General features: G+C 68.0%; 19 protein-coding genes. 8 read left to right on the forward strand and 11 right to left on the reverse strand.

The window, feature by feature from the left end:
* Positions 1 to 1050, reverse strand: coding sequence for a non-homologous end-joining DNA ligase (gene ligD / locus G8760_RS18750; RefSeq protein WP_166353973.1), 1050 nt, complete (start codon positions 1048 to 1050; stop codon positions 1 to 3).
* A gap of 38 nt (positions 1051 to 1088) precedes the next feature.
* Positions 1089 to 1625, reverse strand: a complete 537-nt coding sequence (locus G8760_RS18755) for a hypothetical protein (RefSeq protein ID WP_166353974.1) — start codon at positions 1623 to 1625, stop codon at positions 1089 to 1091.
* 211 nt (positions 1626 to 1836) lie between these two features.
* On the opposite strand from G8760_RS18755, the gene G8760_RS18760 reads away from it, so the two are divergent.
* The 3 genes from G8760_RS18760 to G8760_RS18770 all read left to right on the forward strand — a co-directional run bounded on the left by G8760_RS18760 (position 1837) and on the right by G8760_RS18770 (position 6668).
* Entirely contained in the window at positions 1837 to 2904 is a 1068-nt protein-coding gene (locus G8760_RS18760) for an ATP-dependent DNA ligase (protein ID WP_166353975.1), read from the forward strand.
* A gap of 123 nt (positions 2905 to 3027) precedes the next feature.
* Positions 3028 to 4833, forward strand: a complete 1806-nt coding sequence (locus G8760_RS18765; RefSeq protein ID WP_166353976.1) for an ABC transporter ATP-binding protein — start codon at positions 3028 to 3030, stop codon at positions 4831 to 4833.
* Entirely contained in the window at positions 4830 to 6668 is a 1839-nt protein-coding gene (locus G8760_RS18770; protein WP_207782496.1) for an ABC transporter ATP-binding protein, read from the forward strand. Before G8760_RS18765 ends, G8760_RS18770 begins: the two co-directional genes overlap by 4 nt.
* On the opposite strand, the gene G8760_RS18775 is transcribed toward G8760_RS18770, so the two are convergent.
* The gene (locus G8760_RS18775) at positions 6665 to 7447 is read right to left on the reverse strand and encodes a pyrimidine reductase family protein (RefSeq protein WP_207782497.1); all 783 of its coding nucleotides are present in this window, start codon (positions 7445 to 7447) and stop codon (positions 6665 to 6667) included. The genes G8760_RS18770 and G8760_RS18775 overlap by 4 nt on opposite strands.
* Positions 7448 to 7600: 153 nt before the next feature.
* Here G8760_RS18775 and zapE point away from each other — a divergent pair, with 153 nt between their 5' ends.
* Positions 7601 to 8656 carry a cell division protein ZapE gene (gene zapE, locus G8760_RS18780; protein WP_246222605.1) on the forward strand — a complete coding sequence of 352 codons (1056 nt, stop codon included), beginning with the start codon at positions 7601 to 7603 and terminating at the stop codon, positions 8654 to 8656.
* Between the two features lie 610 nt (positions 8657 to 9266).
* On the opposite strand, the gene G8760_RS18785 is transcribed toward zapE, so the two are convergent.
* A complete protein-coding gene (locus tag G8760_RS18785) occupies positions 9267 to 11543 on the reverse strand; it encodes a HelD family protein (protein ID WP_166354190.1) in 2277 nt (758 codons plus the stop codon).
* 204 nt (positions 11544 to 11747) lie between these two features.
* Here G8760_RS18785 and G8760_RS18790 point away from each other — a divergent pair, with 204 nt between their 5' ends.
* A complete protein-coding gene (locus G8760_RS18790) occupies positions 11748 to 11978 on the forward strand; it encodes a hypothetical protein (RefSeq protein WP_166353977.1) in 231 nt (76 codons plus the stop codon).
* Positions 11979 to 12064: 86 nt separating this feature from the next.
* A complete protein-coding gene (locus tag G8760_RS18795; RefSeq protein WP_166353978.1) occupies positions 12065 to 12373 on the forward strand; it encodes a hypothetical protein in 309 nt (102 codons plus the stop codon).
* Between the two features lie 34 nt (positions 12374 to 12407).
* On the opposite strand, the gene G8760_RS18800 is transcribed toward G8760_RS18795, so the two are convergent.
* From G8760_RS18800 to G8760_RS18830, 7 genes are all read right to left on the reverse strand, one after another.
* Positions 12408 to 13217: an IclR family transcriptional regulator gene (locus tag G8760_RS18800; protein WP_166353979.1), complete on the reverse strand. Its 810-nt coding sequence runs from the start codon at positions 13215 to 13217 to the stop codon at positions 12408 to 12410.
* An 11-nt stretch (positions 13218 to 13228) separates the two neighbouring features.
* Positions 13229 to 14284, reverse strand: a complete 1056-nt coding sequence (locus G8760_RS18805) for an electron transfer flavoprotein subunit alpha/FixB family protein (protein ID WP_166353980.1) — start codon at positions 14282 to 14284, stop codon at positions 13229 to 13231.
* A 118-nt stretch (positions 14285 to 14402) separates the two neighbouring features.
* On the reverse strand, positions 14403 to 15167 hold the full coding sequence (locus tag G8760_RS18810; RefSeq protein WP_166353981.1) for an electron transfer flavoprotein subunit beta/FixA family protein: 765 nt from the start codon (positions 15165 to 15167) through the stop codon (positions 14403 to 14405).
* Positions 15168 to 15178: 11 nt separating this feature from the next.
* Positions 15179 to 17695, reverse strand: a complete 2517-nt coding sequence (locus G8760_RS18815; RefSeq protein ID WP_166353982.1) for a GcvT family protein — start codon at positions 17693 to 17695, stop codon at positions 15179 to 15181.
* Positions 17696 to 17726: 31 nt separating this feature from the next.
* Positions 17727 to 19424, reverse strand: coding sequence for a formate--tetrahydrofolate ligase (locus G8760_RS18820; RefSeq protein WP_207782499.1), 1698 nt, complete (start codon positions 19422 to 19424; stop codon positions 17727 to 17729).
* Complete coding sequence (locus tag G8760_RS18825; protein WP_166353984.1) at positions 19408 to 20283, reverse strand: methylenetetrahydrofolate reductase; 876 nt, start codon at positions 20281 to 20283, stop codon at positions 19408 to 19410. The genes G8760_RS18820 and G8760_RS18825 overlap by 17 nt, the downstream gene beginning before the upstream one ends.
* A 30-nt stretch (positions 20284 to 20313) precedes the next feature.
* Positions 20314 to 21573 carry a glycine cleavage T C-terminal barrel domain-containing protein gene (locus tag G8760_RS18830; protein WP_166353986.1) on the reverse strand — a complete coding sequence of 420 codons (1260 nt, stop codon included), beginning with the start codon at positions 21571 to 21573 and terminating at the stop codon, positions 20314 to 20316.
* A gap of 390 nt (positions 21574 to 21963) precedes the next feature.
* Between G8760_RS18830 and G8760_RS18835 the strand changes: the two genes are divergently transcribed.
* Together G8760_RS18835 and G8760_RS18840 are read left to right on the forward strand one after the other, a co-directional pair.
* Positions 21964 to 22233 carry a Smr/MutS family protein gene (locus tag G8760_RS18835; RefSeq protein WP_166354194.1) on the forward strand — a complete coding sequence of 90 codons (270 nt, stop codon included), beginning with the start codon at positions 21964 to 21966 and terminating at the stop codon, positions 22231 to 22233.
* Between the two features lie 315 nt (positions 22234 to 22548).
* Positions 22549 to 23334 (forward strand): ABC transporter ATP-binding protein, encoded by a 786-nt coding sequence (locus G8760_RS18840; protein WP_166353989.1) that lies wholly within the window; start codon positions 22549 to 22551, stop codon positions 23332 to 23334.
* Positions 23335 to 23368 lie beyond the last annotated feature (34 nt).

The raw sequence follows: 23368 nt of genomic DNA on the forward strand, positions 1-23368 counted from the left end.
TCAGTCCCCGGGGTGGCGGGCGCGGCTGGGTTGGACCCGCATGGGTTCGCCGGGCATCTTCGGATACTCAGGTGGGTACGGAAGGTCGCCGAGGTCGTGGTCTCGGGCGTCGCGTTCGGCCATCGTCAGCAGCGGCTCGATCGAGTACGCGTTCTCCTCCATGTCGGCGTGTGGATCACCGATTTCCGCATACCGCGCCGGCATAGTGGCGACGTCGAAATCCTCTGGCCGGGCGTCGCCGACTTCGTCCCAGCGCAGCGGGGCCGACACCGTGGCCTGCGGCCGTGGCCGGATCGAGTAGGCCGAGGCGATGGTGCGGTCGCGGGCCATCTGGTTGAAGTCGATGAAGATCTTCTCGCCGCGCTCCTCTTTCCACCATGACATGGTGACCAGCGACGGTAGCCGCCGCTCCAACTCTCGGCCGAAGGCGATCACCGCGCGCCGGACCTCGACGAAGTCCCACCGCGGTTCGATCGGAACGTACAGGTGTAGTCCGCGTCCGCCGGAGGTTTTGGGGAATCCGTCCAGGCCGAGTTCTTGCAGCAATGCCCGTGCCTCTGGTGCGACTCGGGCGGCGTCGGCGTAGTCGGTGCCTGGCTGCGGATCGAGATCGATTCGCAGTTGGTCGGGGTGGTCCGGGGTGTCTCGCCGGACCGGCCAAGGGTGGAAGGTCAACGTCCCGAGGTTGGCCGCCCAGGCAACCACGGCCAGTTCGGTAGGGCAGACCTCGTCGGCGGGGCGACCGCTGGGGAAGGTGATGCTGGCCGTCTCTACCCACGACGGTGCACCCTTGGGTACCCGTTTCTGGTAGAACGCGTCGCCCCGGTTGTTCTGCCGGGTGGACAGCCGCGCACCCTCGACGACGCCGCCGGGCCAGCGTTCCAGCGTGGTGGGCCGCTGATGTAGCGCCCCCAGGATGCCGTCGCCCACCGCCACGAAGTAGTTGACGACGTCGAGCTTGGTGAAGCCCCGCTCCGGAAAGTAGATCTTGTCTGGGCTGGACACGCGGACCTCGCGCCCTCCCACGTCGAGGAAGACCGGTTCACTCACCTGGGCGGCCCCTTGTCATTCGTGCGTCGTTCTTGCCGTCACGGGCTGTCGCCGTTCTGGTGCCGTACCTCCGATTCCCAATCCGGCTCGGACTGGGCGAGCAGGTGCAGCACCGGCACGTTCAGCTTACGCCGAGCGCGGGCGGTCCAATCGACGTGGAACAGTTCGGCTACGACGTGGGGCCGGGTCAAGATGATGACCTCGGCAGCGCCACACTCCTGTACCAGCGTGGCGAGCCGGTCGAGCGGGTCGTGTGCGGTGACCTCGCCGGTGACCTGCGCGCCGAGGGTACTGAACGCTTGTACGGACATGTCGAGCGAGCGGCGGCTGGCCTCGCGGATCTCTTCGTGGACCCGTTCGAGGTCGTTCTCGTCGAGGTACAGCGCGGCGGTTCCCATGACCTCGCTGGCGGCCAACGAGCCGATGGTGGACTCGACCCGGCTCGCGGCATCCTCGACCGGGATCAGGACGTAGTAGTGGACCGGCTCCGGGGTGTCGGAATGCAGAGCGACGATCTGCCGGGCGTCCCAGCTGGTGACCGGCTCTTCGACGAGGACGACAACTTTGTACGACATGGCGTACCTCCCGGGTCTCGACCGACGTGGTGCCGTCGATCCAAGGATTCATACGTCATCGTGACACCAAAGTCCACCGCTGCGGTGAAGATGAGACCTTGCGGTGCGGTCCTGTACGGAAAGCGTTACATTTCTGCGCCGCTGGGGTATCAACGACGTTGCCGAGTGCGCCTTCGCCGACGTCGTCGGTGGGTGCCATTAGTGTGTGGCCATGGATCTGCCCGTGATGCCGCCGGTGGTGCCGATGCTGGCACGGTCGGCGAAGAAGCTCCCGCCCGCTGCGCACTATGAGGGCAAGTGGGACGGCTTCCGCGCCATCATCTTCCGCGACGGCGACGACGTGGAGATCGGCAGCCGCAACGAGCGGCCGATGACGCGGTACTTTCCGGAGGTCGTCGCGGCCGCCCGGGAACACCTGCCGCCGCGGTGTGTCGTCGACGGCGAACTGATCATCGTCACCGACGACCACCTCGACTTCGAGCGCCTCCTCGACCGCATCCATCCGGCTGAATCGAGGGTCCGCGAACTTGCCGAGCGGACTCCGGCCAGCTTCGTCGCCTTCGACGTGTTGGCGCTCGGCGACACCAACCACATGGCCGACCCGTTCAGCCACCGCCGCGAGGTCCTCGCCGCTGCACTCGCCGACGCCGGCCCACCGGTGTACCTGACCCAGGCCACCACCGACCAAGCCACCGCTCAGCAGTGGTTCGAGCAGTTCGAGGGGGCTGGCCTGGACGGGCTGATCGCTAAGGGCCTCGACGACTCGTACCGCCCCGGCGAACGTATCCTCACCAAGATCAAACACGATCGCACCGCCGAGTGCGTCGTCGCCGGGTTCCGCTGGCACAAGAGCGGCGGGGTGGTCGGATCGCTGCTGCTGGGTTTGTACGACGACGCCGGAGCGCTCCACTTCATCGGGGTGAGCGCGTCGTTCGCGATGAAACGCCGCGCCGAGCTGGTCGACGAGCTCGAGCCGTATCGGATGTCCGACGACACCGTCGCCGAACACCCGTGGGCCGAGTGGGCCCAGGCCGAGGCACACGAGAGCACCCGGCTGCCGGGCGGGCAGAGCCGGTGGAGTGCCGGCAAGGACATGTCGTGGCAGCCGCTGCGGCCGGAACTGGTCGTCGAAGTCGCCTACGACCACATGCAGGGCACCCGCCTACGGCACACCGCGCAGTTCCGCCGCTGGCGGCCGGACCGTGACCCGCGCAGCTGCACCTATGACCAATTGCAGGAGCCGGTCAGCTTCGACATCGCCGAGGTGCTCGCCGGCTGATCGACGCCAGGCACCTGCCGTCTGGTCCCCAGCGCGTTCGGAGCAACGACGGCGTCCCGCGGTGGATGGGTGGAAAATCCGTTGCCGGCCCTCGAAAGGCTACGTAGCATCGATTTTCCGATCATGAACTCTCAGCTAGACGCCTCCCATCCCGACGCCCGCCGGCTGGTCCTTTCGACGTTGCGCCCTGGCCGGCGGGCAATGTTCGCGCTGGTTCTCGCGGTCCTGGCGGCTACCGTCCTGCCGTTGGTGGCGCCGCTGTTCACCCGGCGGTTCGTCGACGGCGCGATGGCCGGCGACGGTCTCCGGCTGTTGACCTTCATCGCCCTCGGGTATCTGGGGTTCGCCGTCGCCGGTCAACTCGCCCGGATGCTCACCGCATGGCTGGCCAGCCGGCTGGCCTGGGACGGCACCAACCGACTACGTGAACTACTCGCGGCGCACGCGCTCGGCCTCGACATGGCGTATCACCGCCAGCGCACACCGGGCGAGATGATCGAGCGGGTCGACGGAGATGTCGACGCCATCGCACAATTCGTCGTCGCCTTCCTGCTCGACGTCGTGGTCAGCGTGTTGTTGCTGTTCGGCGTGGTGGCCGTGGTGTTCGCCGTCGACCCGCGGATCGGCGCCGTATTGCTGGTGTACTGCGTAGCGCTGGTGGTTGGCATGGTTCGGGCGCAACGCCTGGCCGTGCCCGCGGCCACTACCGTGCGCCAGCGGCACGCGGCCTTGTTCGGTCAGCTGGAGGAGCGGCTGGCCGGCGCGGAAGACATCCGGGCCAACGGCGCCGGCCACCACGTCGTCAACCGATTGCACCAGAGCAGCGCCGAACTCTACCGGGCCGATCTGCGAGCCGAGCGGATCGCCGGTGGGCTTTACGCCGGAACCACGGTGGCCTTCGCCGTCGGCACCGCGCTGGTTCTCGGCATGGCGGCGTGGGGACACAACGCCGGCACTCTCACCGTTGGCACCGCCGTGTTGCTGTTTCAGTACATGCAGATGGTGCGGGCCCCGTTCGAGCGGCTCATCGACCAGTTGAAGAACTATCAGAAGGCACTGGCCGCGGTGTCGCGAGTGGGTGGTCTGCTGGCGGAGCAGCGGACACTCCCGGTGCCGGCACACCCACAGCCGTTGCCACCGGTCGGTCCGCTCAGCATCGACATGGACGGGGTCGCGTTTGCCTACCCGGACGACGACGAGCAGATACTGGCCGACGTCGACCTCCACCTGGCACCGGGGGAGACCCTCGGACTGGTCGGGCGCACCGGCAGCGGCAAAACCACCATCGCCAGGATGGTGCTACGGCTGTACGACCCTACCGCCGGCTCGGTGCGCGTCGGCGGCGTAGACCTGCGCGACGTCGGCCTGGCCGACCTGCACCAGCGGGTCTGTGTCGTCACCCAAGACGTGCAGTTGTTCGCGGCAAGCGTGCGCGACAACCTGACGTTGTTCCGGGCCAGCGACAGCACGGCAAGCCCAGACGCGAGCGCCGACGTCCCGCCGGACATCGACGGCGCCATGTCGGAGACGAACACCGACCGGTACTCCGATGATCGGCTGCGGTCCGTCCTCGCCGAGGTCGGCCTGGAAGACTGGCTCGATGCGCTGCCGGACGGTCTCGACACCGTCCTCGGCCCACAAGGTGAAGGGGTCTCCGCCGGGGAAGCGCAGTTGCTCGCCTTCGCCCGCGCGTTCCTCACCAACGCCGGCGTGGTCGTGCTCGACGAAGCGTCCAGCCGGCTCGATCCCGCGACCGAACTGCGCATCGATGCCGCCCTCGACCGCCTGCTGGCCGCGCGGACCGGCGTGTTGATCGCCCACCGGTTGTCGTCGCTGTCGCGGGTCGACAAGATCGCCGTCGTCGACGATGGCCGGGTCATGGAGTATGGACGACGGGCCGAGCTCGACGCCGCGGGGGTGGCCCGATGAACCGGCCGCGCGGGGTGTGGCTAGTGATCGGACGGCTGGCCATGGTGACCCCGTCCCGGTATCTCGGCGGCGGTGTGTTGTGGGTGCTGCTCTTCGTCGCACCCCTGCTCAGCGGGCTCGTACTGCAGGCGCTCTTCGACTCGATCAGCGGTGAACGGACCGCATCGCTGGACGCGGCGTTGTGGCTGTGCGCGGCGTTCGTCGCGGTGGAGCTGGTGCGGGGTGGGCTGTTCTGGTCGGCGCTAGTGCTGTGGGCCTACTGGTGGAACGGGGCCGGCACTACCCTGCGGGCCAACACGTTGCGCTCCATCCTCACCGCACGGGGGCCAGCGAAGAGCCGGTTGCCGCATTCCTCCGGCGAGGCCGTGGCCCGGTTCAGAGACGACGTCAACGATCTAGTGATGGTGACCGACCAGTTGGTCGACCTCATTGGTGCCATCCTGTTCGCCGCCGGTGCCTTCGCCATCATGGCCAGCATCGATCCCGTCATCACCGTCGTGCTCGTGCTCCCGCTCACGGTGATCGCCGTGCTGAACCGGATGCTGCGGGTCGTCATCGCGCGGATCCACCGGCGGGCCCGGCAACTCGGCGCGGTCGTGACGGCCTACATCGGAGAGACGTTCGCCGGGGTCCTCGCCATCAAAACCGCCGGCGCCGAGCAGGCCGTCCTGCGCCGGCTTCGCGAGCACAACCGTCGGCGCCGGGATGCCGCGGTCAAGGACCGGCTGGCTATGGACATGCTCGACACCGCGACGAGCGCCACCGTCGAGGTGAGTGTTGGTCTGGTGCTGCTGCTGGCGGCCCCGGCGATGCGCACGGGTGAGTTCACCGTAGGTGACTTCGCCTTGTTCATCAGCTACGTGAGCTGGTTGACCATGCTCCCGCGGGTGCTCGGCCGGATGCTCTACCGGGTACCGCAGGGTGCGGTAGCCACCGAGCGGCTGGGCCGGCTGATGGCTGACCACGAAGACGCCGATCACCTCTCCGAACATGCCGGTTTCTGGTTCCACTCGGACCCGCCGCCGGCGATGACCACCACCCCGGAGCGCACCGACCCACTCGAGACTCTCGAGGCGCGGGGATTAACCGTGGTGCACGACGATGCCGGACGTGGTCTACACGACGTCGACCTGACCCTCAAACGCGGCACGTTCACCGTGGTCACCGGGGCCGTGGGAGCGGGCAAGACCACCCTCGTCCGTGCGTTGCTCGGGTTGCTGCCGCTCGACGCCGGATCGGTGTCGTGGAACGGGCGTCCCATCGACGATCCGGGCACCTTCCTCGTGCCGGACCGGGTGGCCTACGCCGGCCAGGTGCCGCGGTTGTTCTCCGAATCGCTGCGCGAGAACCTCCTGCTGGGCTGGCCGGCACCTCCGGATAGTGTCGAGGCGGCTATCGAGTTGGCCGTCTTCGACGACGACGTCGCCGCGATGCCCGAAGGTATGGACACCGTGGTGGGTTCGCGTGGAGTGCGCCTGTCCGGTGGTCAAGTGCAACGGGCCACGGCGGCGCGGGCGCTGGTGCGCCGTCCTGATCTGCTGGTGGTGGACGACTTGTCGTCGGCATTGGACGTCGAAACCGAACGACGGCTCTGGAACCGCATCGGCACGGCCACCGGTGCCGGACACGGACCGGCAGCACTGCTGGTGGTGTCACACCGCCGGGCCGCCCTCGAACGCGCCGATCAGGTGGTGATTCTCGACCGCGGCCGGGTCGTCGGCGTCGGGCCCCTGCCGGAACTACTCCGCGACTGCCCCGAGATGCGGCGGCTGTGGAGCGAGGAACTCGTCGTCGAAGCCGAGGAAGACACACAGGCCGACCAGCGGCGCGGTTAGCCGGACGGCGCCAGCCACCGGGTCAGCAGCGTGCCGTCTGCTTCGATCACATGGGCAAGCCTCCACGGGCTGCCGTCGACGGGGGCACCGTCGAGGATGTGGGTGGCGTAGCCGCCAGCGAGCATGGGTGTCATGGTGTAGCAGAGTTCGTCGAGCACACCGGCCTGTACCACGTGGGCCAGCAGTTGTGGCCCGCCCTCACACAGCACCCGCGGCAGGCCCCGCTCGGCCAGGTGCGCCATCGCGGCGGGAAGATCGATGTCGGTGTCGCCGGCGACGATCACGTCGGCGACCTCGGCCAGCGCGGAGCGCCGATCGGTAGGCGCCGCGTCGACGGTGAACACGATGGTGCGTTGCGGTGAGCCGGTCAGCTCTTCGGCGCGCGTGAACAGGGGCGACGCCGGATGCAGGTCCAGTCTGCGGCTGACGACGGCCATCGGCGGCGAGGCCGAGCGGCCCGCGCGCAGCCCGGCGAACCGTGGGTTGGGTTCGGCCGGGCCGTAGCGCTCGGCACGGGCGGTTCCGGCGCCAACGAGCACCACGTCGGCCAGCGCCCGCAACAACGCAAGAACATGCTGGTCAGCCGGGGAGGATAAGGTTCCGGAACGGCCATCGTGGCCCTGCGCAGCACCGTCGATGCTGCTGACCATGTTGGCTCGCAGCCATACGTGGCGCCCGTCGACGTCCGGATATCCGTAGGCCGCGGCCAAGCGGTCCGGCCGGGTGAGATCGGCATCCGGGTCCATCGCGGAACCGCGGGGCGGGTAGATCAGGCGCATACCCCGATTCCACCAGAACGGGGACGTGACCGTCGGTGTTGCAGTGGTGCCGGGGCGGGCGTGTCGAGGTGGTGCGGCTTGGTGCGGGGTGGTGCGGGGTGGCGGCCCGCACCCGTACCACCACGCCATGGTGGACGGCCTATCCTGTCAACCGTGCCCGATCAGCTGGTGAGCCGACGCCCGGAGGTTCCGGCATCCCGTCTGATCGCCGAGATGGTGCCACCGCCGCGGTTCGCCGCGGTCAGCTTCGACACCTATATTCCCGACCCCTCCCAGCCCTCACAGAACGAAGCAGTTGTCGCGCTGCGGTCCTTCGCCGGGGCCGTCGTCGACGTCGGTGGGTCGTCAGTCCGGTGGTGGCGACGACGTGGACGCGGGTCTGGCCCGGCCCGATCCGCCGACATCAGCCGGCCCGGTATGTACGTCGATGGTGGGTTCGGGGTGGGGAAGACCCACTTGCTCGCGTCACTCTGGCATGCCGCTGACCTTCCAGCCGAACAGAAGACGTTCTGTACGTTCGTCGAGTTGACCCACCTGGTTGGTGCACTCGGGTTCGCAGCGACGGTCGACGCATTGTCGAGGCGTCGACTGGTGTGCATCGACGAGTTCGAACTCGACGACCCCGGCGACACCGTGTTGGTGTCCACCCTGCTGAACCGGCTGACCGAAGCCGGTGTGCGGCTGGCCGCCACAAGCAACACGCTGCCCGACAAGCTGGGAGAGGGACGTTTCGCCGCCGCCGACTTCCTCCGCGAGATCCAGGCACTCGCGGCGCGGTTCACCGTGGTACGAGTGGACGGCGAGGACTACCGGCACCGAGGCCTGCCCGCGGCGCCGGAACCGCCGGGCGACGACTCCGTCGCTGCGCGCGCCGCCAACACGGCTGGGTCGACGCTGGACGACTTCAGCACGCTCTGCGACCACCTGGCCCAGGTGCATCCGTCCCGGTATGGGCCGATGCTGGACGGGGTGCGGCAGGTGTACCTGACCGGTGTGACAACCGTGGCCGACCAGAACGTCGCACTGCGTCTAGTGGTGTTGGCCGACCGCCTCTACGACCGTGAGGTCCCGGTGGTCGCCAGCGGAGTGCGGCTGGACCGGCTGTTCGCGCCGGAGCTGTTGACCGGGGGATACCGCAAGAAGTACCACCGCGCGGTGAGCCGCCTCGTCGCCCTGGCCCGCGACGCCCCTCCCGCGTTGTGCACCTGATCTTCGTTTTGACGCCTGATCGTTTTCATGGCGACGATCAGGTGCGTCGGTGGTGGCGACGGGCAGTGTCGACGCGCGGTTGCCGCGCCTGATCGTCTCCACGATGTGGGACGGTTGGCGATCAGATGCGTGAACCGTCGCATGGCGTCTGGTAGCGCATCTGATCGTGTCGAGGCGGCACCGTGCTATGCGGATGTGGCGGTGGCCTGCGGGGCGGATGTGGCGGGGTGCCGGTGCCGACTACTCCAGGGGGTTGTCCGGGGCTTGCCGGGGTAGCCCGGTGTGCCAGGACCTGGGTTGGTGCGTTGACCGCCTCCACAACTGCGACATTTCACCCACGGCAACAAGCGGCCAGCGCACCAGGCCTTCGTCCGACGGTGCTGCCCTCGTCCGTTGGCGGGCACCCGTGCGCCCTGCGCGTCCACGTAGCGCCCATTGCGACGCGATCAGATGCACTACCGGACGCCATGCGACGGTTGGCGCATCTGATCGCCAAGCGTCCCACATCGTGGAGACGATCAGGTGCGGCAACCGCGCGTCGCCACTGGCCGTCGTCACCACCGACGCACCTGATCGTCGCCATGAAAACGATCAGGCGTCAAAACGGAGATCAGGTGCACACCCGGGTGAGGGGGGTGGGGAGATCGCCGCTGTGGATGATGTCGAGCCGCTGGGTAGGGCGGGTCAGTGCGACGTAGAGGTCGGTGGCGCCCCGCGCGGACTCGGCCACGATCTCACCCGGCTCGACCACGATCACCGTGTCGAATTCCAACCCCTTCGCCTGTTCCACCGTCAGGACGGCGGCGCGGGCGTCGAGTGCGCTGGGGTCGTCGGTGCCAAGCGCAACGGTCGCCCCGATCGTCGTGTCCAACATCCGATGGAGTTCGCCAGCTAGCGAGCGAGGTGTGATGACCGCGAGCCGGCCATCATGGTCGGCATCGATATCAGCCGCGACGGCGGCCGCCACTTGGTCGGCCAGTTTCTCGGCCGGAACCTGACTGGCCTGCGGGTAGATGCCGGTGGAACGCACCGACGTCGGCGGCTCGAGGTCGGAGTTGATGGTGTGCAGGACGTCGGCGGCTAGCTCCATCACCTCCGCCGGGGTGCGGTAGTTCACCGTCAGCGTCTCCTGCCGCCACCGGCCGGGTACATGTGGGTCGAGCACGTCGGCCCAGGAGTGTGCGCCTGCGGCGGCCGTGGTCTGCGCGATGTCACCGACGACGGTCATGGATTTGTTCGGCACCCGCCGCACCACCATGCGCCAGGCCATCGGCGACAACTCCTGGGCTTCGTCGACGATCACATGACCGTAGGCCCAATGGCGGTCAGCGCCGGCTCGTTCGGCGACGGCGGCGGTGGCTGTCGCGCCGCGGTAGCGTTCGGCCACTTGGGCGGCGTCGACCGGGAACCCGAGGTCGAGACCGGTCAGCATCTCCTGAGCGAACCGCGCCTCGGCCTGCCGCTCCTGCGCTTCTCGCCGGGCCGCGGCGAGTGCGGCCTCATCCGGAGGTTCGCCGAGTAGATCGGCGGCCTCGTCCAGCAGCGGAATGTCGGCCTCGGACCACACGTCGTCACCACGGGAGTATTCGGGTTGGTGCAGGGCGGCACGTTCGGGTTCGTCGAGGGTCCGTGCGGTCGCGAGCAGGCGTGGGGTGGTGAACAGGCGGGTGAGAAGCTGCGTCGGCGACAACACTGGCCACAGGTCGTCGATGACCGCCTGCACGTCGGGTTCACCGGCCAGGTCGGCCCTGGCGTCGGTGACGTCTTCGTCGTCGGCCACCTGACCGGAGCGTTCGAGATACTGGCGGGCCAGCACGGTGCGGATCTCGCGGGAGAACGTCGCCCGGGCCTCGTTGTGCGCCCGTCGGGTCCGTCGAGCACGGGTACGGGCGGTCCGCACGGCGTCCGGCTCGAGAATGAGGGCGGTTCCGTCGACGTGGAGTGGGACGGGGGAGCGGGGCACACGTTGGTGGTGCCGCACAGCGGCGGCCACCACCGACGCCATCCGCAGATCGCCTTTGAGGATCGCGGTGTGGTCGGGTTCACGACGCTGAGCTTCGACGCCGGGGAGCAGCCGGCCGACCGTCGTCAGCGTCACCCCGGTCTCGCCCAGCGACGGCAGCACCTGCTCGATGTAGCGCATGAACGTGGCGTTGGGGCCGAGCACCAGGACGCCACTGCGTTCTAGATGGTCGCGGTGGGTGTAGAGGAGATAGGCGGCGCGATGGAGCGCGGCCACCGTCTTGCCCGTGCCGGGGCCGCCTTGCACGACGAGGACGCCACCGAGTGGGGAGCGGATGATGCGGTCCTGTTCGGCCTGGATGGTGGCGACGATGTCGGACATCCGTCCGGTGCGGTGTTCGCCGAGCGTGGCGAGTAGGGCGGCTTCCCCGCTGAGCGCGCCGGTTCCGGTAGACCTGGCGGTTTCGGCGAAGGTTTCGGCGAAGACTTCGTCGTCCACGCCGGTGACGACTCGCTGGCGGATCCGGATATGCCGCCGCCGGGCGATCTCGCCCGGGTTGGCCGCGGTGGCGCGGTAGAACGGTTCGGCCGCCGGGGCCCGCCAGTCGATCAGCAGCGGGTTGTACTCGTCGTCGGCCAGCGCGATCCGTCCGATGTGCGAGACGGCGTGGTCTCGGGTGTCCAACCGGCCGAAACACAGTCCCCGGTCGACGGAGAGGAGCCGCTCGAGGCGTTCGACCTCACGATCGACGAAGGCTTCCCGTTCCCACACCGCTTGGTGGTTGAACCCCTGCTGTTTGTACAGCTCGGCCAGGCGTTCGGTGGTGCGGGTGCGGAGCTGGTCGAGGCGGTCGTAGAGCAACGAAACGTACTGCTGCTCCTCCGTGACCGGATCCGAAGCTGAATGACCGGCGTCATTTGACAGAAGGCGCCGCCGCTCACTATTGTTAATAGTAATTCCTCTCTCGCGTATTTCTAATTCTGCAATTCTTTAAATTCTGACGCGAATTGCTTACTATACCGAAAAGCGCGAGCCGCGGAAACTCTGCCGTCACCCACCACAAATGATGTGGGGTCGCGCCACCCCGCCGCCATAGGCGTAGTGTTGGTCATGCGAGGTAATACGAACATGAGCGAGCCAGGCGAGCCGATGAGCCGCGCACGGAGTTCGATCGAATCGGGTGAACAGCAGCTCGACGAGGAAGACATGCTCCGGCAGGTGCGGCAGGTCATGGCGGAGGCTACCGGTGCCGATACCTGGCCGACCACTGACGACGACGGTGCTCCGCTTCCGCGTCTCGACGTAGACGAGCCAGACCTGGATGCCGATGACCCCCTGCTACGGGGCGGCTATGTGTGACTGACTCAGCTGCCGGATCCGTGGGACACCGTGATTCTTCACGTCACATCGGCGGCGGACGACGTCCGTGCGGTGGCGACGCTGGGATGCGAGATGAGTCGGCCTGGCACAGTGAGTTCTTCTTTCCGGCGATCAGCCCGGAGTTCGCCGCGGCATGTCTCGAATTGCGCCGCTCCATGTATCAAGCGGATCGCCCCGGCGGCCGTGGCGCCTGGTACAACGCCATCATCAGGATGCGCCGGGACGGGCTGATCGCCCCGCTGTATGACTTCTCCCAGCCGCCGTTCGGTCACTGGGGTCCGCGTGAGGTCGACCTCGTCCGTCGCGACCAAGAATTGTATCCGCGTGATCCAGGGCAGCTGCCGGCCTGGCATCCAGCGCGCGAACACCCCTGAGCCGCTCAGCGGTAAGGGCGCCGCCGTCTAGGCGCTACCCGTTGTTGTCGTTCTCGGCCGGCTCGTCGGACGGGGGAGTCACCCCGGCTGAGGCCATCTCGGCGGCCTGCCGTACGAGCGGAGCGGCCTGGGCCATCTGTTCACCCTCAAGCCGGTATGACGGACCGGACAGGCCGATCGCCGCGATCACCGAGCCGTCGGCGGCGTATACCGGGGCGGCAGCGGCACTCAGCCCTTCCTCGAACTCTTCGCTGCTGGTGGCGTAGCCGTCGGCCCGGACCCGGTCGATCTCCTCGGCCAGCTGGTTGGGGTCGACGATGGTGTGGTCGGTATAACGCTCGTGAGGTCCGGCGATGATGGACTCGCGCTCGGCGTCGTCGAGGCCGGCGAGAAACACCTTCCCCGGCGAGGTGCAGTGGAGCGGGGTCCGCCGGCCGAGCCAGCTGCGGCTGGCCACGGTAGAGGTAGACAGGATCTGATCGATGGTCACCGATTCGTTACCTTCGAGGACTGACAGTGTGACTGTCTCTTCGCTCTGCCGGGCCAGCCACTCACATCCTGGTTGAGCCTGGCGGGTGACGTCGGGGCCGACGGTGACGGCGTGCGCGAGGTGCACGAGGCCAAAGCCGAGGCGGTACTTGCCGCTCTGGATGTGCTGCTCTACCAGTCCGCGGCTTTCAAGGGTGTTGAGCAGGCGAAACGCCGTTGATTTGTGGACTCCGAGGGCGTTGCCGACATCCGTGACACCCGCCCAATCGGCCCGGGCTAGGTATTCGAGGATGGCAATGGCGCGTTCTACGGATTGAACGTGACCGGTTGCCCGGCCGTGTCTGGTTGACTCCACACGGCGCGAGTCTACAGATCGGGGCGGTCCCCGTCGTGCCCATCCGCCCCAACACCCGGGGCGGGGAGGGGGAGTGGGCTCGGGGTTCGGCGGCGGATCTCGGCGACCACCGCGGGCACCACCTCGCCGACGTCGCCGATGACGGCGTACGTCGCGCGGCTGACCAGCGGCGCGTCCGGATCGGTGTTGATCGCCAGGATGTGTTTGGCCCCCATACACCCCACCCAATGCTGGGTGGCGCCGCTGATGCCGCAGGCGATGTACAGGTCGGGATTCACCTTGGTCCCGGTCTGGCCCACTTGGTCGCGGTGTGGGCGCCACCCGTTGTTCGTCGCCACCCGGGAGCATCCGACGGCGCCTCCGACCAGCTCCGCCAGCTCCTCCAGCGGGGCGAACCCGTCGGCGCCGCCCACTCCTCGTCCGCCGGACACCACCACGCGGGCCGAGGCGAGCGTGACGCCGTCGCCACGGGTGGTGCGTTCGATGACCCGGGCATGGGGGAGGGTGTCGTCAAGAACCGGGCTGAAGGTTTCCGTCGTCAGGTCTCCGACGACGCTGGCCGGTGCGGGCTCGATCGCTCCGGCGGCCACCGTGAACAGCGCTGTCGACGCGACGAGTTCAGCGTCCTCGAGCAGCATGCCACCGTTGCGGACTCGGGTGAGCCGCCACTCGTCGCCACTGGCGGTGGCCGTGATGGTGGTGCAATTGGCGGCCAGGGGTAGATCCAGCCGCGCCGCGGTCTGCGCCATGACCTCGGTGGTGCGATCACCGGCGCTCGCGACCACCGCGGACGGGGCCAGCGTGCGGACCAGCTGAGCCGACGCTGCACCCCACAACTCGGGGGAGTAGGCATCGAGCAGCGGGTGCGCGACGCGGAACCAGCGCACCACCCCATAGGTGGTCAGCTCGGCCGCGGTCGGTGCGTCATCGTGCCGGCCGGAATCGTCGAACGTCATCGCCCGCAGGGGCTCGCCACGAGTGCTCGCGAGTTCCCTCGCGAGGGTCAGGGTCTCCGTCGCCGACGGCGTCAGCGATCCCGCGTCGAGGTCGACGAATGCGAGCACCATCGTTGTTCACCTCTCCCCAGAGTGCGTGGCACGTTGAAATGCAGTGCGTGGCACGTTGAAGTGTTGCCAGCGCGCCCGAAATGCCGGCTTTGTGGAGCGCCCTGGCGTGCCACGCCCGTCACAGCACCTCCAACTCCTGGAGAACGTCGACGACGGCCGGTGCGGCGGCCGCGCCATGTCCGAGGAGCACCGTCTCCGACTGCTTCTCCTCAGGTAGCCGCAACCTCACCTTGCGCAGCCCACCGGCCGACACCGCCGCGCGCACCACGGTTGCCGAGGCCTTGCGGGCACGTAGCCGGCCACGCATGCTCGGATACCGCGGGAGGTTCAGCCCTTCCTTCACCGCGACGGCAGCGGGCAGCGGCGTCTCGTAGACTTCGACCCCGGCCGGGACGTCCCGGCGCAGCCTCACCCGAGACAAGCCGGGGTCCACCTCGATACCTTTGACCCCACCTACCATGGGCCGCCCGGTTGCCACCGCGACCCGGACGCCCACCTGGTAGTGGCCGGCGTCGGGTGACTCGTTGCCGAAGAACATCAGGTCGAATGGTCCGGCGGCCGTCTCGAGGTCACCAACGGCGTCGACGATCACCGCCGCGGTGGCCTGCGGGTCCAGCTCGCCGGTGCCGGTGTCGACGAGTACGCCGTCGTCGGCGCCCATGGAGATGGCGTAGCGCAGCTGCTCGTCGGCCTCGACCGGCCCGACGGTCAGGACCGTGACGCTGCCGCCATGTTCGGCGACGAGCCGCACGGCCTCCTCGATGGCGCACTCCTCGTGCGGACTGACGGTGAAGGCGAGGTGCCGGACGTCGAGACCGTCGGCGTTCAGCTGCGGAGCACCACCGGAGGCGGGCACCCGCTTCACGCACACCAGAATCCGCATGGCCACTCACCTCACCCCTTCATGCGGGAGTCGTCCGGGTCGAAGAGGGGAGTGCGGTCGGTGCGGGCGACGGTGACCGGGTAGTACTCACCCATGTACTGCACCAGCAACGACGTGCCCTCTACCGCGTGTTCGACGGGTAGATACGCCATCAGCAGGTACGCACCCACCGACGGGCCGGCCCCGGCAGTGGTGACGTACGACGGTCGGCCCAGCCGGTCGGTGATCCTGGTCCGGTCCAGAGTCAGGATGGGTTCGCCGCCCTGGGGGTAGCGCAGCCGCCCGGTGGAGTCGTGGTGGTCGTCGACGGTCAGGGTGCACATCGCCGCCGCCTGGGGCCGCTCCCGGGCCCGCACGTAGGCGTCCTTGCCGATGAAGTCCGCCTCCTTGACCCGGCGTGCGGCCAGCCCCGCCTCCACCGGGTTGTATTCCCCGTCCAGTTCGGCACCCATGAGCCGGTAGCCCTTCTCGATCCGCCCGGTGGTGCCGTAGACACCGATGCCGGCCGGGACGATGCCGTGTGCGCGCCCGGCTTCGGCGACCGCGTCCCAGACCGCGCCGCCCTGCTCGAACGGGGCGTGTAGCTCCCACCCGAGTTCGCCAACGTAGGAGACCCGTAGCGCGAGCACCGGCACGGTGCCGATGTGGAGGTGCCGCGCGGTGGCGAACGGGAAGGCCGCGTCGCCGACGTCGTCCTCGGTCACCTCGGCGAGCACGTCGCGGGCGCGTGGTCCCCACAGGCCCAGCGTGCACACCGCCGACGTGAGGTCGACGAATCCGACCGAGCCGTCGCCCGGCAGGTGACGGGTGAACCAGGCCCGGTCGCGGGCGCCGTCGGCGCCGCCGGTGATGATCCGGTACCGGTGCTCGTCGAGCCGCACCACCGTGAGGTCGCTGCGGAACCCGCCGCCGGGCCCGAGCACGGGGGTGTAGATGAGCCGCCCGACCGGCCGGTCGGCCTGCCCGACGATCATCCGTTGTAGGTAGTCGACGACGCTCGGCCCGAACACCTCGAACTGGGCGAACGCGGTCAGGTCGATCATGGCGCCGCGGGCCCGCATGGCCAGATGTTCGGCGTTGACGATGGGGGACCACCAGCGTCGGTCCCACTCGTGTGGCCGGTCGGCTACCCCGAACTCGTCGACGAGATCCGCGTTCGAGTTGTACCACTGGGGCCGCTCCCAGCCGCCTACCTCGAAGAACTCCGCCCCCAGCTCTTGCTCGCGGGAGTAGAACGGGGACAGCCGTTGCTGGCGCGACGATGCCCACTGCTCACGCGGGTGGACGATGCCGTAGGTCTTGTTGAACCCTTCCGACGTGCGGGCACGGACGTGGGCGCGGCTGCGTTGGTGCGGGTAGAAACGGGTGATGTCGGCGCCGTGCAGGTCGATCTCGGTGGCGCCGTCGGTCATCCAGTCGGCGAGTGCCCGGCCGACGCCGGGGCCCTCCTTGATCCACACCGCGGCGGCCGACCACAGGCCACGCACCTCGGGGGTTTCACCCAGTAGTGGTCCGCCGTCCGGCGTCAGCGACAACAGTCCGTTGATGGCGTGCCGGACCCCGACGTCTTCCCGGTCGAGGATGGGGCCGAACAACTCCAGCGCATCCTCCATCTGCGGGTCGAAGTCGTCGTGGGTGAACGGCAGCTGGGTGGGGGAGAGCTGGGCGGCCGCCAGTGACGGGATGTCGTCCGGATCGTGCAGGATGGGGCGGTGGGCGTAGGAGCCGATCTCGAGGTCGGCGCCGCTCTGCCGTTCGTACATGAACGGGTCCATGTCGCGCACGATGGGGTAGGCGATTTCCACGCCGGTCTCGGCCAGCTCAGGGATCGGGCCGACGTCGATCATCTGGTGCACCGCCGGGGTCAACGGGATGCTCGCCCCGGCCATCCGGGCGATCCGCGGGCTCCACACGCCGCAGGCGATGACGACGGCTCCGGCTTCGATGTCACCCCGGTCGGTGATCACCTTGCGGACCCGGCCGCCGGCGGTCTGGATGTCGAGCACCTCGGTATTCGCCGACACGGTGAGCTCGGTCATCGCCGCGGCCTGCTCCCGCATCAGCACACCGGCCTGCAGCGGATCGACGACGGCGACCGACGGGGTCCAGAACGCGCTCCGGATGACGTCGCGGCTCATGAACGGCACCAGCTCGACGGCGCGTGCGGCGCTGATCAGTTCGGCGTCGATCCCCCAGGCGGTCGCGGACGACATCCGTCGTCGCAGCTCTTCCTCCCGTTCGGTGGTCCGGGCGATCTCGATGCCGCCGCAGGTGGTGAGCACGCCGAGCTTCTCGTATTGCCGCATCGAGTCCAGCGTCAGCGCGGTGATCTCTTTCGAGTGATCCACCGGGAAGATGAAGTTCGACGCGTGCCCGGTGGAGCCCCCGGGGTCGGGCAACGGGCCTTTGTCCAACAGCACGATGCTGCGCCAGCCGCGTTCGGCCAGGTGGTAGGTGAGAGAGTTGCCGACGATACCGGCACCGATCACTACCACGTCGGCGCGTTCTGGCAGGGTGGTCGAGGTCATGTCGACGTCCTCCCTCCGGGTGTTTGGACGGTTATGTCAAGCCGACGATGTTGCCGTGAGCGTCGATGTCGATACGTTCGGCGGCCGGAGCCGACGAAAGGCCGGGCATGGTGCGCATGTCGCCGCAGATCGGGTAGATGAACCCGGCGCCGACGGAGGCACGCACCTCTCGCACCGGCAGCCGCCAGCCACGGGGTGCCCCTTTCAGCGCCGGATCGGCCGACAGCGACAGGTGCGTCTTGGCGATGCAGACCGGAAGCGACCCGAATCCGAGCCGCTCGTACGTGTCGAGCTGGCGCTGCGCGGCCGGGGCGACGTCGATGCCGTCGGCGCCGTACACGCCGCGGGCGACCGTGTCGATCTTGCCGATCAGCGGCAGGTCGTCGTCGTACAAGAAGCGGAAGTCCGACGGTTCCGCACACGCCTCGGCAACCGCCTCGGCCAGATGTACCGCACCTTTGCCGCCCTCGGTGAAATGGGTGCTGACCGCCGCGCGGGCGCCCTCCTCCGCGGCGACGTCGAGGATGGCCTGCCGCTCGCTCGGGTGATCGGTGGGGAAGGCGTTCACCGCAACCACGGGTGTTACTCCATGGAGCCGGACGTTGGCGATCTGCCGGCGCAGGTTGGCCGCTCCCGCGAAGACGTCGGCCGGGTTCTCTTCCAGCAACTCCTCAGGCAGCGGCCGGCCGGCCTTGACCGTGTACCTCCCGGAATGCGCCTTCAGCGCGCGCACCGTCGCCACGATGACGGCGGCATCCGGCACCAGCCCCGATATCCGGCATTTGATGTTGAAGAACCGTTCGGCACCCATGTCCGCGCCGAAACCGGCTTCGGTGATCAGGTAGTCGCCGGCGTGGATGCCGATCCGGTCGGCGATGATCGACGAGTTGCCGTGGGCGATGTTGCCGAACGGGCCACAGTGCACCAGGACCGGCGTGCGTTCGGCGGTCTGCATCAGGTTCGGTTTGATCGCCTCCCGCAGGATCACCGTCATCGCCCCGGCCGCACGTAGCATCTCGGCGGTGACCGGCTCCCCGTCGTAGCTGTAGGCGACGACGATCCGAGCGAGCCGTTCCCGCAGATCTTGCAGCGACGCCGACAACGCCAGCACCGCCATGACCTCGCTGGCGGCGGTGATGTCGAAGCCGGTCTGCCGGGGGCTCCCGTCGGCCCGGGGGCCCAGCCCGGTGACGATCTGGCGCAGGTCGCGGTCGTTGACGTCTAACACCCGGCGCCACGTCACCGTCTGCGGGTCGATACCTAGCCGGTTGCCCTGGAACAGGTGGTTGTCCACCATGGCGGCCAGCAGGTTGTGAGCGGCAGTGACCGCGTGCATGTCGCCGGTGAGGTGGAGGTTGAGCGCCTCCATGGGGACCACCTGGGCGTACCCGCCGCCCGCGGCGCCGCCTTTGATACCGAACGTCGGCCCCATCGACGGCTGCCGGATGGCGATCACACCACGCTGCCCCAGCACCCCGAACGCCTGGCCGAGACCGACGGTTGTTGTGGTTTTGCCCTCGCCGAGCGGGGTGGGGGTGATGGCGGTGACGACGACGTAGCGGCCCCGCGGCCGATGCGCCACCGCGCCGATGGTGTCGAGGGAAACCTTGGCGACGGCCCGGCCGTAGGGTTCGATGAGGTGGTCGCCGATGCCCATCCCGGCGGCGACCTGATCGAGCGGCAGGGTGACGGCACTACGCGAGATGTCCAGGTCAGACGGCATGGTCATTGGAGGCCACCTCCTCTCTTGTGGTGGACCGGCGTTGCTGCTCCAACCAGCGCAGCGTCGCGGCGATCTCGTTGAACGTGTAGAAGTGCAGTCCCGTCACCTGCTGGTCGGCGGCCAGTTGCCGCATCAGGGTGTCCGGCCGGTAGCCGAGCGGGCGCAGGAGCCGCTTGGCCACTGACTGATGCCCGCGCACGAACCGGAGGGAGTCGCCCACCCCGATGCGCAGGCCCACCCGGAGGAGTTTGGCCGGCGCGACGACACCAGGCATCCCCGCGACGACGGGCAAGGTGATGCCACGTACCCGGGCGGCCCGGATGAACCGGGTGACCGCCCGGCCGTCGAAACACATCTGAGTCACGGTGTAGGTGGCGTAGTGCTGCTTCGACGCGAGAGCGGACCAGAGGGTGTCGTCGTCGATGGTCGGATGGCCCTCCGGGTAGGAGGGCACACCGATCCGGTCGAACCGGTATCCGGCGCTGTCGATGGCCTTCAGCAGGCTCAGGCCGTCGACGAACGGGCCGGCCGGGGTAGTGGTGTCGCCGCCGACGACGAACACCTCTCGTACGCCGGCGTCGTGAAATCGGCGCAGCGCCGCGTCGAGTTCGTCCTCACCGGTGAACCGGCGAGCCGCCAAGTGGGGAACGGCGGTGAATCCGCTCTCCGCGAGTGCGGCCGCGAGATCGACGGTGGCCTGCACACCAAGCCGGGGTGAGGCGGTGACGGTGACCGTCGCGCCGCGCGGCAGGCCGCCGAGGTTCGGTGCGCCGCCGGGCAGCGGCAGAATCTCGAAGCGCGCGGTGTCGAGCAACATCCGGCGGCGCTGCCGGTCGGGGCGTGGTCCGGGGATGTGGTGCCTCATGGTGTATCACCACCTGCTCGCGCCGCCCGGTCACGACCTCGGAGTGCGTTTGGTTGGATCGATGAACGGCTTCTCCACCACCACGCCGCCGCGAAGCCCCGACGGCGTCTCGACGACGACGTTGGTGCCGAGGGCGGTGAACTCCATCGGCACCATCGCCAGGCCGATGTTGCGTTCCATCCGCGGCGAGTGGCAGGCGCTGGTGACCGTGCCCATCACCTCGCGGTGGGTGGCCGACGGGGAGAGCACCGGGAACGGCTCGATCATCGATCCGTCGTTGAACGAACCCAGCGGGTCGCCGTCGATCTCCAGCCCCACCATCAGGCGGGATACACCGGTGTCGCGGACACGTTGGAGTGCCTGCTTGCCGACGAAGTCCGCTTCCTGGTCGAGATCGACCATCCAGCGGTAGTCGTACCCGACCTCCATGGGGTTGGTGTCGAGTGTGATGTCGCAGCCGTAGGCAAGCATGCCGCCTTCGATCCGGCGGATGTGGCACGGTCCGATGACCCGCAGGTCATGTGGCTGGCCAGCCTGCCACACCGCGTCCCACAGGCGAGCGGCGTTCTCGGTGGCGTTGTAGAGGTAGATCTCGTAGCCGACCTCGCTGGTGTAGCCGGTCCGGCTGACCACGACGTCCATGCCGTCGAGGGTGTAGTTGTGCAGGTCGTAGTACCGGATGTCGAGGATCGACGGTCCGAACAGGTCGACCATCACGTCCTTCGACTTCGGTCCCTGGACCTGCACCGGCGCGACGTCGACCTCTTTGATCTCGACGTTCCAGCGGCCGGCGTGGGCCAGGCCGAGCGCCCAGAGGCGTACGTCGCTGTCGGCCAGGGAGAGCCAGAACCGGTTCTCCTCGACCCGCAGTAGGATCGGGTCATTGATGATGCCGCCGTCGGGGGCGGTGATGAACACGTACTTGCATTGGCCCACGGCGCACTTGTTGAGGTCGCGGGGGACCAGGTAGTTGGTGAACTCGAAGGCGTCCGGACCGGAGATCTCCAGCTGGCGCTCGACGCCGACGTCCCACAGAGTGACGTCGCTGAGCAGGTGCCAGTACTCGGCAACCGGGTCGCCGTAGTGACGCGGGTGGTACGTGTGGTTGTAGACGCTGTACATCGCTACGCCGTGGGCCCGCGACTTCCAGAAGTACGGCGACTTGCGCAGCCGTGGGTAGAGCAGGATCTGCGGGGCCGGCGAGGGGCCGGCCGGTGTTGCGTGTGGGGTGTGGGCCGGCGGTGCGGTGACCGCTGTCTCCGTGAACTGTGGCCCGAGCAGGTCGGTCATGTCGCCCCCTTCGGCGCAGCGTGGACGTAGGTGTAGGAGGGGTTCGGATGACGTGATGTGGGCGCAGGGCGCCCCGCTCTCTTGATGTAAATGTGCTGGTGAATGCAGGCGGGTTGCTTAATAAGAAACCGTTCTGCACTACGCAACCCAGTGTTACGCGTTTATCACGGGAGCGTCAAGCATTCGGCACGGCGGGTTTTTCCGCCCGGCCAGAAACCGGTTTCAGAGGAGGTTTCGCTGATGTCCGAAATCCGCGACCAGCGCTGTGCGCTCGGGTGTCGTGGCCCGGTGGATTTGCGGCTCTGATCGTCGCCTAACATGGGCTGGTCCGGACCAGTTGGGCGCTTGGCGGCTTGCGCAACGCGGCTGGTGCAGGTGACGATGCTTGAGGTGAAGCTCAAACTCGACCTACACGACGTCTACAACCGCGGCGACGAGATCGACCGCCAGTTGCGGGCCGTCATCGACGAAGCCGTGTCGAAGCGGATCAAGGTTGTCGAGATCATCCCTGGCAAGGGGTCGGGGCAGCTGAAGAAGCGGGTGCTCCGGTTCCTCCAGCAGAAGGAGATCAAAGAGCTGTATCACCGCGTGGAGAAGGACTCTGACAACTTCGGGCGGATCTTCGTCCACTTCAAGTGGTCGCGCGATCGCCGGCGCTGAGTACGTCGTCGTTGGCTCGGGCGTTCGTGAGGGCACGTTCTCGCGTCGTTACTTGATCATGTGCGAGTTACACCCCCGATGTGGGGAGAAAGTCGCACGTGATCAAGGTCGACTGGGCTGCCCAGGTCAGCTCGCCAAGGTCCTGGCCCACATCACAGAATCTCCGCCTGCGGCCACATCTGCGTAACAAGCATTGACACCGCAACCTACTGGCGAGTAGGAAACCTACACGGCACAGCGGGCGGAGCTAGTCGATCACGTCTAGTGACGCCTGCCGGCGGGTGACAACCGGTAGGGCGACGAAACGGGGGCAGAGTGCTCGCAGTCGAGAATCTCGACGTCGTCTACGAGGACGTCATCCTCGTTCTCAAGAGTGTCACGCTCGAGATTCCCAGCGGCGAAATCGTGGCGTTACTCGGGGCCAACGGTGCTGGAAAGACGACGGTGTTGCGGGCTATCACCGGCCTGCTCGACATCCACCGCGGCTCGATCACCCGAGGCCGGGTGACCTTGGATGGCATGCGCATCGACCACCTCGACGCTCCGGGCACGGTCGCGGCCGGCATCGGGCAGGTCATGGAGGGCCGGCGGATCCTCGCCGAACTCACCGTCGAGGAGAACCTGCGCATCGGAGCGCACACGGCCGCACGGGACGCCGTCGGTGCCGGCCTCGAGCGGGTGTACGGACTGTTTCCGGTGCTGGCCCAGCGGCGCACCCAGGTGGCGGGTTACCTCTCCGGCGGCGAGCAACAGATGCTCGCCATCGGGCGCGCGCTCATGGCTCAACCCCGGTACCTGCTGCTCGACGAGCCGAGCCTCGGTCTCGCTCCGCGGATGGTGCAACAGATCAAAGAGCTGATCGTGGAGATCAACGAGCAGGGCACCGCTGTGCTGCTGGTGGAGCAGAACGCCGCCATGGCGCTGTCGGTGGCCCGCCACGGCTATGTGCTGGAAACGGGCAAGATCGTCATGGATAAACCAGCCGAGGAGCTGCGAGCCGACGACGACATCCGCGAGTTCTACCTCGGCCTCGCCGACGAAGGGGCGGTCTCGTTCCGCGACATCAAACACTACAAGCGCCGGAAGAGGTGGTTGTCGTGACTGATGCTCCATTGCTCGAGGTCGCTGACCTGAC

The sequence above is a fragment of the Phytoactinopolyspora limicola genome, assembly GCF_011320225.1.
Classification (GTDB): Bacteria; Actinomycetota; Actinomycetes; order Jiangellales; family Jiangellaceae; genus Phytoactinopolyspora; species Phytoactinopolyspora limicola.